The sequence below is a fragment of the Azospirillum terrae genome, assembly GCF_053470425.1.
The window spans coordinates 257,493-271,528 of the sequence record NZ_JBPXMR010000004.1 but is presented as its reverse complement, the minus strand read 5'-3'; the positions used below and the strand labels follow the sequence as shown (position 1 = coordinate 271,528).

The 14,036-nt window shown below is 69.8% G+C and carries 12 protein-coding genes; 9 read left to right on the top strand and 3 right to left on the bottom strand.

Translation table 11 applies throughout. From position 1 onward, the window contains the following. Positions 1–196 precede the first annotated feature (196 nt). Together ACSVDD_RS13780 and ACSVDD_RS13775 are read right to left on the bottom strand one after the other, a co-directional pair. The gene (locus tag ACSVDD_RS13780; protein ID WP_448189929.1) at positions 197–460 is read right to left on the bottom strand and encodes a hypothetical protein; all 264 of its coding nucleotides are present in this window, start codon (positions 458–460) and stop codon (positions 197–199) included. A 353-nt stretch (positions 461–813) separates the two neighbouring features. Next, entirely contained in the window at positions 814–1,509 is a 696-nt protein-coding gene (locus ACSVDD_RS13775; protein WP_448189928.1) for an ArsR/SmtB family transcription factor, read from the bottom strand. Between the two features lie 135 nt (positions 1,510–1,644). Between ACSVDD_RS13775 and ACSVDD_RS13770 the strand changes: the two genes are divergently transcribed. The 7 genes from ACSVDD_RS13770 to ACSVDD_RS13740 all read left to right on the top strand — a co-directional run bounded on the left by ACSVDD_RS13770 (position 1,645) and on the right by ACSVDD_RS13740 (position 10,056). Further along, the gene (locus tag ACSVDD_RS13770) at positions 1,645–2,604 is read left to right on the top strand and encodes a DMT family transporter (protein WP_448189927.1); all 960 of its coding nucleotides are present in this window, start codon (positions 1,645–1,647) and stop codon (positions 2,602–2,604) included. A 292-nt stretch (positions 2,605–2,896) separates the two neighbouring features. Next, positions 2,897–4,918 carry a hydrogenase 4 subunit B gene (gene hyfB / locus ACSVDD_RS13765; RefSeq protein ID WP_448189926.1) on the top strand — a complete coding sequence of 674 codons (2,022 nt, stop codon included), beginning with the start codon at positions 2,897–2,899 and terminating at the stop codon, positions 4,916–4,918. Next, on the top strand, positions 4,915–5,871 hold the full coding sequence (locus ACSVDD_RS13760; protein WP_448189925.1) for a respiratory chain complex I subunit 1 family protein: 957 nt from the start codon (positions 4,915–4,917) through the stop codon (positions 5,869–5,871). Before hyfB ends, ACSVDD_RS13760 begins: the two co-directional genes overlap by 4 nt. Further along, the gene (locus tag ACSVDD_RS13755; RefSeq protein ID WP_448189924.1) at positions 5,871–6,533 is read left to right on the top strand and encodes a hydrogenase-4 component E; all 663 of its coding nucleotides are present in this window, start codon (positions 5,871–5,873) and stop codon (positions 6,531–6,533) included. Before ACSVDD_RS13760 ends, ACSVDD_RS13755 begins: the two co-directional genes overlap by 1 nt. Then, positions 6,530–7,963, top strand: a complete 1,434-nt coding sequence (locus ACSVDD_RS13750) for a hydrogenase 4 subunit F (protein ID WP_448189923.1) — start codon at positions 6,530–6,532, stop codon at positions 7,961–7,963. Before ACSVDD_RS13755 ends, ACSVDD_RS13750 begins: the two co-directional genes overlap by 4 nt. Before the next feature lie 4 nt (positions 7,964–7,967). Beyond that, complete coding sequence (locus tag ACSVDD_RS13745; RefSeq protein WP_448189922.1) at positions 7,968–9,521, top strand: hydrogenase large subunit; 1,554 nt, start codon at positions 7,968–7,970, stop codon at positions 9,519–9,521. A gap of 13 nt (positions 9,522–9,534) precedes the next feature. Beyond that, entirely contained in the window at positions 9,535–10,056 is a 522-nt protein-coding gene (locus tag ACSVDD_RS13740) for an NADH-quinone oxidoreductase subunit B family protein (RefSeq protein WP_448189921.1), read from the top strand. Between the two features lie 42 nt (positions 10,057–10,098). Here the strand turns inward: ACSVDD_RS13740 and ACSVDD_RS13735 are convergent, their stop codons facing one another. After that, positions 10,099–12,429, bottom strand: a complete 2,331-nt coding sequence (locus ACSVDD_RS13735) for an ankyrin repeat domain-containing protein (protein WP_448189920.1) — start codon at positions 12,427–12,429, stop codon at positions 10,099–10,101. Positions 12,430–12,618: 189 nt separating this feature from the next. Here ACSVDD_RS13735 and ACSVDD_RS13730 point away from each other — a divergent pair, with 189 nt between their 5' ends. Next, the gene (locus ACSVDD_RS13730) at positions 12,619–13,521 is read left to right on the top strand and encodes an ROK family protein (RefSeq protein WP_448189919.1); all 903 of its coding nucleotides are present in this window, start codon (positions 12,619–12,621) and stop codon (positions 13,519–13,521) included. Positions 13,522–13,697: 176 nt separating this feature from the next. Then, a complete protein-coding gene (locus ACSVDD_RS13725; protein ID WP_448189918.1) occupies positions 13,698–13,886 on the top strand; it encodes a hypothetical protein in 189 nt (62 codons plus the stop codon). Positions 13,887–14,036 lie beyond the last annotated feature (150 nt).

Here is a 14,036-nt window from a genome sequence, read left to right as displayed (position 1 = left end):
GGCAAGACGGAAGGATGGAGCCTCACGTCACCGGACCCTTGGGGGGGTGGCGGTGACCATTCGCGCCTCCTGATGGTGACGGCGTCACACGGTCAGCCGCCGCCGGGGCGCGACACCCGGTTCTTGCTGGTGGTGTGCGCCAGACGGATCTTTGCGTATGTAGAACGAAACGATCCGTCTGGTTCTGTCCATTAGTTCAGGCGCGCATGTCAGGGGTGCCATCCAGGGCGTCATCCAGCGACGGTATCCAGGTGAAGTCGCTCATCCTTTCTTGGACTTCAAAAAACGTGTCCCGGAACTCCGTGCAGGTGTCGCAGCAATTCACACGGAGTGCCGGATCTCCAATAAAGAAGTTCTCGCGAAATTCCTGATCATATTTCAGAAGCCTCTTAAGTGCCTTGAGGCAGTCATTCCAGCCCTGGCGGTAGATCGAGGCAATGACTTCATCTCGGTCTCGCATGGTTGCCTCCTTGGTGGATGTGCGGCAATGATGCGCCGGGTGTCATGCGAATTCAACGCGATAATCCGTCTTGACATGCAGGATTGTCTGTTTTTCAGTCACGTTACTATGCGTTTTCACGATATTAACCTATTATATGTGCGATGGAAATTAGTCTGCCCGTGCGCGATGGAATTAATCTACTGGCCGAAGGGCATGTTTAGATTACTCGGTAATTATGCTGCTGGCGCTCGTGGTACAAAACAGCCTGCTGAATCGAACTAGACGGATTGTGTCGTTTGTAGCTCGTGGACACGACGCATTCCGCCGCCTTAACTGAGCCACTTACGTAACGGTCCGTCTGGCGCACACCACTAGAAGCTGAGTCCGAAAGCGTCGGCGAAGCCCCGGCGGCCGGCCTCGGTGACGCTGATGGCGCGGCTGTCGCGCACGCGCTCGATCCAGCCCAGTTCCAGGCAGCGGGCGCACAGCGCCGCCCCCAGCCGGCCGGCGAGGTGCGGGCGGCGCTCGCTCCAGTCCAGGCAGGTGCGGCAGAACGGGCGGCCGCCGCGGCCCGAGGTGAGGTCGATGCCCAGCGTGCCGGCGAGGAAGCTCCCGCCCGCCTCGGTGAGGCGGCCGGCACCATCGGCGAGCACGACGTGCCCGCGCTCCCGCAGTGCGTCCGCGAGGCCAACGCCGAGCCGCCCGGCGAGGTGGTCGTAGCAGGTCCGCGCCGTGCGCAGCGCCTCGTCGCGCGGTCCGGTCGGGCGGTGGCGTTGCGGTCCGGCGGCGGCGACCGCCATCAGGGCTTCGATGGCGTGCGCCACCTCCGGCCCGGCCAGCCGGTGGTAGCGGTGGCGGCCCTGGCGCTCCTCGGCGATCAATCCGGCCTGCCGCAGCCGGGCGAGGTGGCCGCTGGTGGTCTGTGGGCTGACGCCGGCATGCCACGCCAGTTCGCCGGCGGTCAGCGCCCGGCCGTCCATCAGTGCCGAGAGGATGTTCGCCCGCGCCACGTCGCCGATCGCCGCGGCGACCTCGGCCAGCGTGTTTCCGGAAACCATGCTGCTCATGGCATGAACGATAGACGAGGCCGCCGGCTCCGTCACGCTGCGACGCTTCGGCCAGGGCCGTAGCGTTCGGCAGCGACGGCTGTCGATTGGCGTGACACTCTGTGGGCGCTTCTGGAGCACGGGGGAGTGACGGCGATGAACGGACAGGGCGCGGCCAAGGGGAACGGCGGACTCGCCGGTGAACTGGCGCTGCTGGCGGTGCTCGCCGTGCTCTGGGGCGCCTCCTACACCTTCATCCGGGTGGGGGTGGCGACGATCCCGCCGGTGACCTTCATCGCGGCGCGCACGCTGATCGCGGGCTTGGTCCTGCTCGGGGTGTTGCGCTTGCGCGGCATTGGGCTGCCGCGCGACCGCGCGATCTGGGGCAGCTTCCTCGTCCAGGCCGGGCTCAACAGCGTGCTGCCCTTCACCCTGATCGCCTGGGCCGAACTGCGGGTCGAGGCCAGTCTTGCCGTCATCCTCAACTCCACCACGCCGGTCTTCACCTTTTTGATCACCTGGGGCCTGACGCGCCACGAAGCGGTGACCGGGCGCAATCTCGCCGGTGTCGCCGCGGGTCTGGTCGGGATCAGCCTCATCGTCGGCACGCAGGCCCTGGACGGCTTGGGGAGCGACCTCGTCGCGCAGATCGCCATCGTCGCCGCCACGGTGGCCTATGCCGGCGCGGTGATCTTCGGGACGCGGTTCAAACATTTCGACTCCATGGTCCCGGCGGCGGGCTCGCTGATCTGCGGTGCCGTCGTGCTGGTCCCCGTCAGCCTCGTCGTCGACCGGCCATGGACGCTCCAGCCGGCCATGGGATCGTTGCTGGCGCTGCTCGCCCTGTCGGTGTTCTCGACCGCGCTGGCCTTCGTCATCTATTTCCGGCTGTTCCGCACGTTGGGCTCGGTCGGGGCGACGGCGCAGGCGTACCTGCGCGTGCCGGTCGGCGTCGCCATCGGCGTGCTGTTCCTGGGTGAGCGCTTGCCGCCGACGGCGTGGGGCGGCCTCGTCTGCGTGGTGTTCGGCGTCGCCGCGATGACGCTTCCCGCGACGCGGGGTGCCAAGCGCGAAGCCGCCGCCGTCGAGGCGCGGAGTCGCCGGGCTGTGACATGAACACGGTTAAGAATTTTGGTTAATTTCTTTACCTTGCATTAACCAAACCCGCGTAGAACGGTCTTCAGCAACTTGGTTGCGTTTCCTCCCGAACCAAAACTGACGGCCCCCGGCGAACGCCTGGGGCCGTTTTTTTGTCCCATGCGGCGGAGGCGGTTGGCGCCGGCCGACCCACCGGCCTTTCGCGCCCCGGCAACACAGCGTCATATTGTCAAGCCACAGTATTTCCCCTTGCAACGAGCGGGCGGAAAGATCCTTACTTATAGGGTACTCCCTCCTTAGGTTTCCGGCCGTGGGTCTCGTCGTTTCTGCAATCGCCTGTCTCCTGCTGCTGGCGGCGGTGGGGGTGGCGGTATCCCGTATTTCGTTCGCGCGCGGTCTCGTGTACGGCGGCACCACGGCGGTCTGCGCGCTCATCGCGCTGTGGGCCGTGCTGTCGCTGGCCGGTGGCCGCGGGACCGAGGCGCTGGTGCTGCCCATCGGGTTGCCCTGGCTGTCGGCGCACTTCCGCGCCGACGCGCTGTCGGCGTTCTTTTTGCTGGTGATCAACCTGACGGGCGCCACCGCCAGCGTGTTCGGCTGGGGGTATGAGCGCGCCCACCACGACACCCGAACCGGGCCGGTGCTGCCGCTGTACCCGCTGTTCATCGCCGGCATGAACCTCGTGCTGGTGGCCGACGACGCCTTCGTCTTCCTGGTGTCGTGGGAGTTCATGTCGCTGGCCTCCTGGCTCTTGGTGCTGTCCACCCACCGCGACCCCGACACCCCGCGCGCCGCGCGCATCTATCTGATCATGGCGAGCTTCGGCACGGTGTGCCTGCTGCTGGCCTTCGGGCTGCTGGCCGGCACGCACGGCGACTACAGCTTCGACGCCATCCGCAGCCACGCCCCGGCCGAGTGGGCGGCGACGCTGGGCGTGCTGCTGGTGCTGGCCGGTGCGGGGTCGAAGGCCGGCATCGTGCCGCTGCACGTCTGGCTGCCGCTGGCGCACCCCGCGGCTCCCAGCCACGTCTCGGCGCTGATGTCCGGCGTGATGACCAAGGTGGCGGTCTACGCCATCATCCGCGTGCTGTTCGACCTGATCGGCGAGCCGCTGTGGTGGTGGGGCGGCGTCATGCTGGTGTTCGGCGCGGTTACCGCCATCATGGGCGTGCTGTACGCCATGATGCAGGACGATCTGAAGCGCCTGCTCGCCTACTCGACGGTGGAGAACATCGGCGCCATCGTCGTGGCGCTGGGCATGGCGCTGGTGTTCAAGGCGTCGCACACGCCGGTGATCGCGGCGCTGGCCATGTCGGCGGCGCTGCTGCACGTCATCAACCATTCGCTGTTCAAGAGCCTGCTGTTCTTCGGCTCCGGCGCCGTGCTGTGCGCCGCGCACAGCCGCGATCTGGGCCGCATGGGCGGGCTGATCCACCGCATGCCGGCCACCGCGGTGTTCATGCTGGTGGGGGCGGCGGCGATCTCGGCGCTGCCGCCGCTGAACGGCTTCGTCGGCGAGTGGCTGCTGTTCCAGGCCATCCTCAATGGGCCGGCGCTGCCGCAATGGTCGATGAAGATCCTCATCGCCGTCATCGGCGCGGCGCTGGCGCTGGCGGCGGCGCTGGCGGCGGCGTGCTTCGTGCGCATGTACGGCACGGCGTTCCTGGGCCGCCCGCGCTCGACGGAGGCCGCCAAGGCCGGCGAGGTGGGCTCGGCGATGCGGCTGGGCATGGCGGTTCCGGCCATCCTGTGCGTTCTCCTGGGCGTGCTGCCGACGCCGGTCCTGCGGCTGTTCGAGCCGGCGACGCGGCTGATGGTGGACGCCGGGCCGTTCGACGACCGCGCCTACCAGCCGTGGTTCTGGCTGGCGCCGACCTCGGCCATCGGCAACTCGTACAACGGCCTGATCATGCTGGTGGCGATCGGCGGGCTGTCGCTGGTGCTGGTCGTGGCGATCCACCGCTGGGCGTCGGCCCGCGTGCGGCGGGCCATCCCCTGGGGCTGCGGCTATGACGGGCTCGACCCGGCGGCGGTCACCCAGTACACGGCGTCGAGCTTCGCCCAGCCGATCCGCCGCGCCTTCGGCTCGACGGTGTTCAACGCCCGCGACCACGTGGACATGCCCGAACCCGGCGACACCCGCGCCGCGCACTTCCGCGTCTCCTGGACCGATCCGGCGTGGAAGGTCATCTTCACCCCCATCGGCAAGGCCGTGGACCGGCTGGCCGACATGGTGAACCATTTGCAGTTCCTGACGATCCGCCGCTACCTGTCGCTGATGTTCTTCGCGCTGGTGGTGCTGCTGGTCATGGTGGCGGTGATGCAGCGATGACCCTGGCGATGTCCATCTTCCTGCAACTCGTGCAGATGGTGCTGGTGCTGGCGCTGGCGCCGGGGTTGACGGGGTTCGTGCGCTGGGTGAAGGCGCGGCTGGTCGGCCGGCGCGGGCCGTCGATCCTCCAGCCCTACCGCGACATCCTGCGCCTGCTGCGCAAGGAGGTCGTGCTGGCGCACAACGCCTCCTGGCTGTTCCGCAGCACGCCATACCTGATGTTCACCGCGATCTGGCTGGCGGCGGGGCTGATCCCGACCTTTTCGACGCAGCTGGCCCTGGCCCCCACGGCGGACCTCATCGCGCTGATCGCGCTGCTGGGTTCGGCGCGCTTCTTCCTGGCGCTGGCCGGCATGGACGTGGGCACCGCCTTCGGCGGCATCGGCTCGTCCCGCGAGATGATGATCGCGGCGCTGGCCGAGCCGGCCATGCTGATGGTGGTGTTCTCGGTGTCGATCCTCGTGCGCACCACCTCGCTGGCGGAGATCGCCGAGTTCATGGTGTCGGGGGCGGTGGGCCTGCGCATCTCGCTGGCGCTGGCGCTCATCTCGCTGATCATGGTCGCCATCGCCGAGAACGCCCGCATCCCCGTCGACAACCCGGCCACGCACCTGGAACTGACCATGGTGCACGAGGCCATGGTGCTGGAGTACTCCGGCCGCCATCTGGCGCTGATCGAGGGCGCCAGCATGCTCAAGCTGCTGCTCTACATGGCGCTGATCGCCTGCGTCTTCGACCCCTGGGGCATGGCGGGGGCGAACGCCGACGGGGCGGCGATCCTGCGCGGGCTGGTCAGCTTCGTCGCCAAGCTGGCGGTGGGCGGCGCGCTTCTGGCGGTGTTCGAGACCTCCGTCGCCAAGATGCGCGTCTTCCGCGTCGGTGAGTTCCTTGGTGGCGCGCTGCTGCTCAGCTTGTTGGGAGCCATCTTCCTTTACGTGTCGCGGGGGGTGTGATGCTCGACCTCGGTTACGATGCCGCGCATCTCCTGGGGGCGGTCGTGCTGCTGATGAGCTTTGCGCTGCTCTACCAGCGCCGGCTGTTCTCGCTGCTCAACGTCTTCGCCTTGCAGGCGCTGGCGCTGTCGGCGGCGGCGGCGTGGCAGGGCTACATCCAGGACGCGCCGCACCTCTACATCACCGCGCTGCTGACGTTCGGGCTGAAGGCGATCCTCATTCCGGTGGCGCTGCACCGGATCATCCTCAAGCTCAACATCCACCGCGCCATCGAGCCGGCGCTGTCCATCGGCCTGACCATGCTGGCCGGCGTGTCGCTGGTGACGCTGTCGATCCTGCTGGTGATGCCGGTGACCGAGCAGGCCTCGGCGCTGACCCGCGAGGATCTGGCGCTGTCGCTGTCGGTGGTGCTGCTCGGCCTTCTGATGATGATCTCGCGCCGCAACGCGGTCAGTCAGGTGGTGGGCTTCATGTCCATCGAGAACGGGCTGATCCTGGCGGCCATCGGTGTCGCCGGCATGCCGCTGGTGGTCGAGATGTCCATCGCCTTTTCGGTCATGGTGGCCTTCATCGTCTTCGGCATCTTCCTGTTCCACATCCGTGAGCGCTTCGACACGCTGGACATGCACAAGATCGAGTCCTTCCGGGGGGAGAGCGAGTGAGCCCGATCTACGGCATCGTAGCCCTGCCGCTGCTGTCGGCGGCCATGCTGGCGCTGGTACCCTGCTACAAGCTGGGGGCGTGGCTCAACGTGGCGGTGTCGGGGGTGACGCTGGCGCTGTCGCTGCTGCTGTTCGGCGGCGACACCGGGGCCGACGCGCTGTTCGTGGTGGACGCCTTCAACATCTACCTGCTGGTGCTGACCACCTTCGTCGGCTTCACCACGTCGATCTTCTCGGCCACCTACATCGGCCACGAGATCGCCGCGGGCAAGCTCAAGCCGCTCAACATGCGCTTCTACCACGCCATGTATCAGGCGTTCATGTTCACCATGCTGCTGGCGCTCAGCGCCAACAACCTGGGCGTCATGTGGGTGGCGGTGGAGGGGGCGACGCTGACCACCGTGCTGATGGTCAGCCTGTACCGCACCGCCGCCAGCATCGAGGCGGCGTGGAAGTACTTCATCCTGTGCGGCGTCGGCATCGCGCTGGCGCTGTTCGGCACCATCCTCATGTACCTCGCCGCGCAGCCGGTGATGGGGCCGGGCATGGCGGCGATGACCTGGACCGAACTGATCCGGTTCGTGAGCAAGGTCGATCCGTCCATCCTGAACCTCGCCTTCGTCTTCCTGCTGGTCGGCTACGGCACCAAGGTGGGCTTGGCGCCGCTGCACGCGTGGCTGCCCGACGCCCACGCCGAGGGGCCGACGCCGATCTCCGCGGTGCTCTCGGGGCTGCTGCTGAACGTGGCGCTGTACGCGGTGCTGCGCTTCAAGATGCTGCTGGCGGCCAACGGGGCGGCGCTGTCGCCGGGGCCGCTGATGGTCGCCATGGGGCTGGGATCGCTGACGCTGGCCGGCTTCATGCTGTACCGGCGGCGCGACATCAAGCGCTTCTTCGCCTACAGCTCGATCGAGCACATGGGCATCATCACCTTCGCCTTCGGCATGGGCGGGCCGCTCGCCAACTTCGCCGGCCTCCTGCACATGGCCATGCACAGCCTGACCAAGTCGGCGATCTTCTACGCCGTCGGCCACGTGACGCAGGCCAAGGGAACGCAGGCCATCACCAGGATCAGCGGCCTGACGCTCAGCCATCCGGCGCTGGGCTGGGGCCTGCTGCTGGGCGTCGTCGCCATCGCCGGGCTGCCGCCCTTCGGCATTTTCATGAGCGAGTTCCTGCTGATCACCTCCACCTTCGCCCGCGAGCCGCTGCTGGCGCTGCCGCTGACGTTGGGCGTGCTGATCGCCTTCGGGGCGCTGGTGCTGCGGGTGCAGCAGCTGTGCTTCGGCGAGCCGGAGGGCGAGTCGGCGCCGATCCACGGCTCGCTGGTGCCGCTCTACGCGCACCTGGGTCTGGTGCTGGTGGCCGGGATCTGGCTGCCGGGGCCGCTGGTGGCGTGGTTCCAGACCGTCGCGCATCTGTTGGGATAGGGCCATGTACTTCGGCGAAGACCCCCTGTTCGGCATTCTCAGGCGCATCGGCAAGCCGGTGGAGGGGCACCGTCCCTGGCCGCGCTACACCACCACCGTGGGCGGCTGGCGCACGCTGATCGAGGCGATGGCCGGCAACAGCTGGTCGCTGCTCGGCCTGTGGGCCGAGCCGGGCATGGTGCACGCCGCGGTGCGCGAGGACATGGCCGGCGATCTGGCCGTGGTGACGCTGGAGTGCCCGAACGGCACCTTCCCCAGCATGAGCGGCGTGCGCCCCGGCGCCATCCGGCTGGAGCGCGCTATCCAGGACCTGTACGGCCTGACCGCCGAGCGGCTGACCGACCCGCGCCCGTGGTTCGACCACGACCGCTGGGGCGTGCGCCGGCCGCTGTCGGACAATCCGGCCGCCCCCATGCCGAACCCGCCGCCCTACACCTTCCTGCCCATCGAGGGCGAGGGGCTGCATCAGGTCGCCGTCGGCCCGGTGCACGCCGGCATCATCGAGCCCGGCCACTTCCGCTTCACCTGCAACGGCGAGACGGTGGTGCGGCTGGAGGAGCAGCTGGGCTGGGTGCACAAGGGCATCGAGGGCCTGATGCGCGGCAAGAGCATCGAGGACGCGGCCAAGCTGGCCGCCCGCATCTCCGGCGACAGCACGGTCGCGCACTCGCTGGCCTTCGCGCAGGCGGTGGAATCGGCCCTGGGCGTCGCCGTGCCGCCGCGCGCGGTGTGGCTGCGCGCGCTGATGGCGGAGCTGGAGCGCCTCGCCAACCATCTCGGCGACATCGGTGCGGTGTGCAACGACGCCGCCTTCGCCTTCATGCTGGCGGAGATGAGCCAGCTGCGCGAGCTGGTGCTGCGCACCGCCGACGCCTGCTTCGGCCACCGGCTGATGATGGACCGCGTGGTGCCCGGCGGTGTCGCCGTGGACATATCCGTGGACGGGCCGGCGCGCCTGCTGGAGATGGCGGCCGAGCTGCGCCGCCGCTTCCCGCCGCTGGTCCGCGTCTACGACGAGAAGGCGAGCTTGCAGGACCGCACGGTGGGCACCGGCACGGTGTCCGGCAGTCTGGTGAACCGCTTCGGCACCGGCGGCCACGTCGGGCGCGCCTCGGGGCGCGGTATGGACGCGCGGCGCAGCCCGTCCTACGCCCCCTACGAGGATCTGGAGTTCGAGGTGCCGGTGCTGACGGAGGGCGACGTCAACGCCCGCGTTTGGATCCGCATCCGCGAGGTGGAGCAGAGCCTCGGTCTGGTCGAGCAGATCGTCAAGCGCATGCCGGGCGTGCCGCGCGACCAGGCGGGTCAGACACCGCTGCCCCGCGTCCCGGTGGAGGGGCCGGCCGGCGAGGGCATGGCCTTGGTGGAAAGCTTCCGCGGCGAGATCATGACTTGGGTGCGGGTGAACGCCGGGGGCACCATCGACCGCTGCCACCCGCGCGACCCGTCCTGGTTCCAATGGCCGCTGCTGGAAGCGGCGATCGAGGGCAACATCGTGGCCGACTTCCCGATCTGCAACAAGTCGTTCAACTGCTCCTACTCCGGGCACGACCTGTAGGAAGGGACGGACGATGCTCAAGCACATCCTCAAGGCGCTGCGCGGCGGCCCGGTCACCATGGACGGCCCGGCCCCGGCGCAGGGCGCGCTGGACGAGCTGGCGGCCAAGCTGCACCGGGCGACGCACCTGCGGCTCGGCCGCAGCCTGTCGATCCGCGAGGTGGACGCCGGCTCGTGCAACGGGTGCGAGCTGGAGGTCCACGCGCTCAACAATCCCGTTTACGATCTGGAGCGCTTCGGCATCCGCTTCGTCGCCTCGCCGCGCCACGCGGACGTGCTGCTGGTGACCGGGCCGGTGACCAAGAACATGCGGGAGGCGCTGCACCGCACCTGGGACGCCATGCCGGACCCGAAATGGGTGGTGGCCTGCGGCACCTGCGCCATCGACGGCGGGCTGTTCAAGGACAGCTACGCGGTGACCGGCGGCGTGTCCGAGGTGGTCCCGGTGGACCTGCACATCCCCGGCTGCCCGCCGCGCCCGGTGGACCTGCTGGCCGGATTGCTGGGGCTGCTGGAAACCAGCGCTGCGAAGTGAAGTTAGTCCCTCCCCCAGCGGGGCTGGGGGAGGGTTATTCCTTTACCGCCCCATCAACGCGCCCATCACCTGGGTGTGGCCCTGCTGGCGGCCGAGCGTGATGGCGGAGTTGCCCATCTGGTCGGTGCGCGACGGGTTGGCGCCGGCGTCCACCAGCATGCGGACCACCGGCTCGTTGCCGGCGTGCGCGGCGTACATCAGCGCGGTCCAGCCGTGGTTGGCCGCCCGGTCGACGATGGCGCCGCGGGCCAGCAGGGCGCGCACCACGCCGGTGTGGCCGCGCGCCGCCGCCGCCATCAGCGCGGTCTTGCCGTCGTCGTTGCCGGCGTTGACGTTGGCCCCGGAGTCGGCGAGCAGCGCCACCACGTCGTCCCGCCCGTTCCACGCCGCGTACATGATGGCGGTGGCGCCGTCGCGGGTGCGCAGGTTGGCGTTGGCGCCGTGCTCGACAAGCAGGCGCGCCGCGTCGCGCAAACCGGCTTCGGCGGCCAGCATCAGCGGCGTCTTGCCGTTCTCCAGGCGCTTGTTCGGGTCGCGCCCGGCGGCCAGCACGGCGCGCAGCGACGCCGGCTGGTTGAGGATCGCCAGCGTCGATTCCTGGTCGGCGAAGCCGTCGGCCAGCTCGGACGGCGGCAGCTTGGCCGGCTGCGCCTCCGGCTGGCCGGCGCGGTCTTCGCCCTTGAGCTGCGCGCGCAGCGCCGGGTCGTTGGGGCTGACCACCAGCGCGCGTTCCATGTAGCGCTTCGCCTCGCCGGGGCTGCCGTCCTTCTCGGCCTGGGCGGACCAGCGCCGGTAGGTGTCGACCATGGCCGCCACCAGTGCCGGGATCTCCGGCGAATCCGGCGCCACTTCGCGCAGACGCTGCACCGTCTCGTTGGCGTTGTCGCCGGGCGGCGTGGTCAGGCGCTTGCCGGCCATCTGCCGGCGCGCCTGCTCGACCAGAACGCGCGCGCGTTCCGTGGTGCTCGGTTCGGGCTGCGGCGGCGGGGTGTCATGAAGCTTGGGCAGGGCGGCGACCGGGGCGGGCTCTGCTGGTGGTGACTGGGCGGGTGGTGTCGGGGCGGGCGGCGTCGGAACCGGGGCGATGGCCACCGGTGCGGGCGCGGCCGGCGACGGCGGGATGGCCGGGAGCAGCACGGCCGGCACGGGCGCGGTTGGGGGCGGCGGGACGGCCGGGAGCGGCACCGTCGGCACGGCTGCGGCTGGCGGCACGGCTGCGGCTGGCGGTATGACGATGGTCGGCGGCAGCGGACCGGTGTCGCCGCCCGGCGGCGACGGCTCGGCCTTCGGCAGCGGCGGCGTCAGCGGCGCCGGCTTCTCGGGCGGAACGGTGGGCTCGACGGAAAGGGCGCGGGTGGGCGGACGCTCCTCTACGGGCGGCAGCGCCGCCACCTGGTCGCCGGGAGGGCTCTGCGATGGCCGATCCCGTTCGGGGAGGCCGGTGCGGTCGAGCGCCAGGGCGTCGTCACCCTCCGCGCGCGGCCAGCCGAAGGTGTCGCGCGACCATGCGCGCGCGGTGTCGCCGACGCCGGCCCACAGCGTTCCCGCCTCGTCGCCCAGCCGTGCGGCGGTGTGGTCGAGGTCGATGTCCGGGCGGAACTGCTGGAGCGCCAGCGTGGCGCCCGCGCCAGCGACGGCGACGAGGATCGCCGCGGTCACCCAGGCGCCGGTCACCGTGTGGAGGCGCTGGCGCAGCGGCTGCGTCGCGGTCGCCAAGGACGGCACGGTCCACTCCGCATCGCTCTGGGGAGCGGGCCGGGGCAGGTGGCTGAAGCCGATGGCCGACACGGTCGCCTCCTGCACCCCGTGCGGTGTCGCCGAGGGCACGGCGTCGCCGGCCAGCCGGTAGATGACGCCCATCTCGCGCATGGCCTGCTGAAGGCCGGGGCGGGCCAACGTGTGCTCCAGGTCCGGCGTGCCGGACAGCAGGATCTGCACGAATCGCCCGCTGCCCGTTTCCGACCGGCTCAGTTCGGTGAGGTCGAGCAGCGTGGCGGGGGTGAGGAGATGGGCGTCCTCCACCGCCAGCAGGCCGCTGCCGGCCATGTCCAGCTGGTTCTCCAGTTCTCCGATCAGCGCGTCGAAGTCGGTGCCGTCGCCGTCGTCCGGCTGCACCCCCGCGGCCGCGGCCGCGGCGACCACCAGATCCTCGACCTGCATGCCGTGCTGTGCCACCACCGGCAACACCAGCGCCCCGTCGGACCCGACCTGCTCGATCAGCCGGGCGAACACGCCCGACCCGGCGCCGCCGACCAGCACCAGCAGGCGCTTGCGGGCGAGCAGGGCGAGCAGAAGCCCATCGAACGCTTCCTGCTGGTCGGGGCAGAACGCGCCGCGGCGCGGCGGAGAGGGCTGCTGAGCGTGACGGTCCATGGACGTGCCGTGGCCTGTGAAAAAGGTACTCGGACCAAGAGTCTAGTAACGCCGCCGCCCCTTGCGACGGTGCAAAAGGGCGGAACTCCCCCTCTTTTGGAGAGGGCGGGCACCACGGGAGGGCTGGCCGGCTGCGGGGCAGCCGGTATAGGGTGCCGGCCCCGCAACGCCTTTCCCCAGGCCTGACCCATGCGCATCGGCATCGACCTCGGCGGTACCAAGATCGCCGCCGTGGCCCTCGACGAGCAGGGCCGCGAGCGCGCCCGCGTGCGCGCCGACACGCCGCACGGCTACGACGCGATGCTGGACGCGCTGGCCGGCACGGTGGCGGAACTGGAGCGCGCGGCGGGGGCTGCGGTGGGCGTGGGCGTCAGCCTGCCGGGGGTGGTCGACGGGGTGGCCGGGACGGTGCGGGCGGTGAACCTGCCCTGGATCGGCGGGCGGCCCTTCGCCGCCGACCTCGCGGCGCGTACGGGGGGCGGCGTGCGGATCGCCAACGACGGCAACTGCTTCGCCCTGTCGGAGGCGGTGGATGGTGCCGCCGCCGGGGCCGGGGTGGTGTTCGGAATCATCCTCGGCACCGGGGTTGGCGGCGGGCTGGTGGTCGGCGGGCACATCGTTCCCGGCGCCAACGCCATCGCCGGGGAGTGGGGGCACACGCCTCTGCCCTGGCGCCGGGAGGAGGATGGGCCGCCGGAGCCCTGCGGCTGCGGCCGAATGGGCTGCATCGAGACGCTGCTGAGCGGCGGGGGCTTGAGCCGCCTGCACGCCCACCACGCGAACGAAACCCTGGCGCCGCCGGAGATCGCCCGACGCGCCGAAACCGGCGACGCCCAGGCCCGCGCGACGCTGGAGCGCTACGCCGACGCGCTGGCGCGTGCGCTGGCGGTGATCGTCAACATCCTCGATCCCGACGCGGTGGTCATGGGCGGCGGCCTGTCGAACCTGACCGGGCTGGCCGAGGCCGTGTCCGTCCGGCTCGGCCACCACGCGCTGGTGGCGACGCCGCGCACGCGCATCGTCCGCGCGTGGCATGGTGCCGAGAGCGGCATGCGCGGCGCTGCCTGGCTGTGGCCGCGGGACAACCGGTGATTGGCACGATGTTTGCGGCGTAAGAAGCACCTGAAGGGGAGCGGTGCCTCATGAGACACGGAAATGGCGGAGTCGAGCGCGTGTCGGCCCAGAACGCGTCGCAAATTGCGAACCGATTTGCATATAGCGGTATGGAAAATGCCAAGCCGCCGCGCCGTCGGCTGGAGCATGCGTGCATGTCGCTTCAGGACGCCGCAGAGGAATTGGAGGCGGTGCTGGATTCTCTGCCGTCGTCAGACGCCAGCGGCGCCGAGCACGTGCACGAGGCGATCGGCACCATCATGGAGACGCTGCGGCTCCTCAGCGACGCCTACGGGTGTCTGGAGACGCGCGACACGTTGCGTGTGGTCGGAAGCGGCGACTGACGCGACGTGGATTGAGCGGAGACTGAAAGGGGGGCGTTCTTCGCCCCCCTCCTTTTTTGGCCCCTCCCTTTTTGAGGAGAGGGGCTCCGAGCCGAATCGATCGGTGGCAGGATCAGTCCGTGATCGTCTGCCAGAAGAAGAAGATGGCGA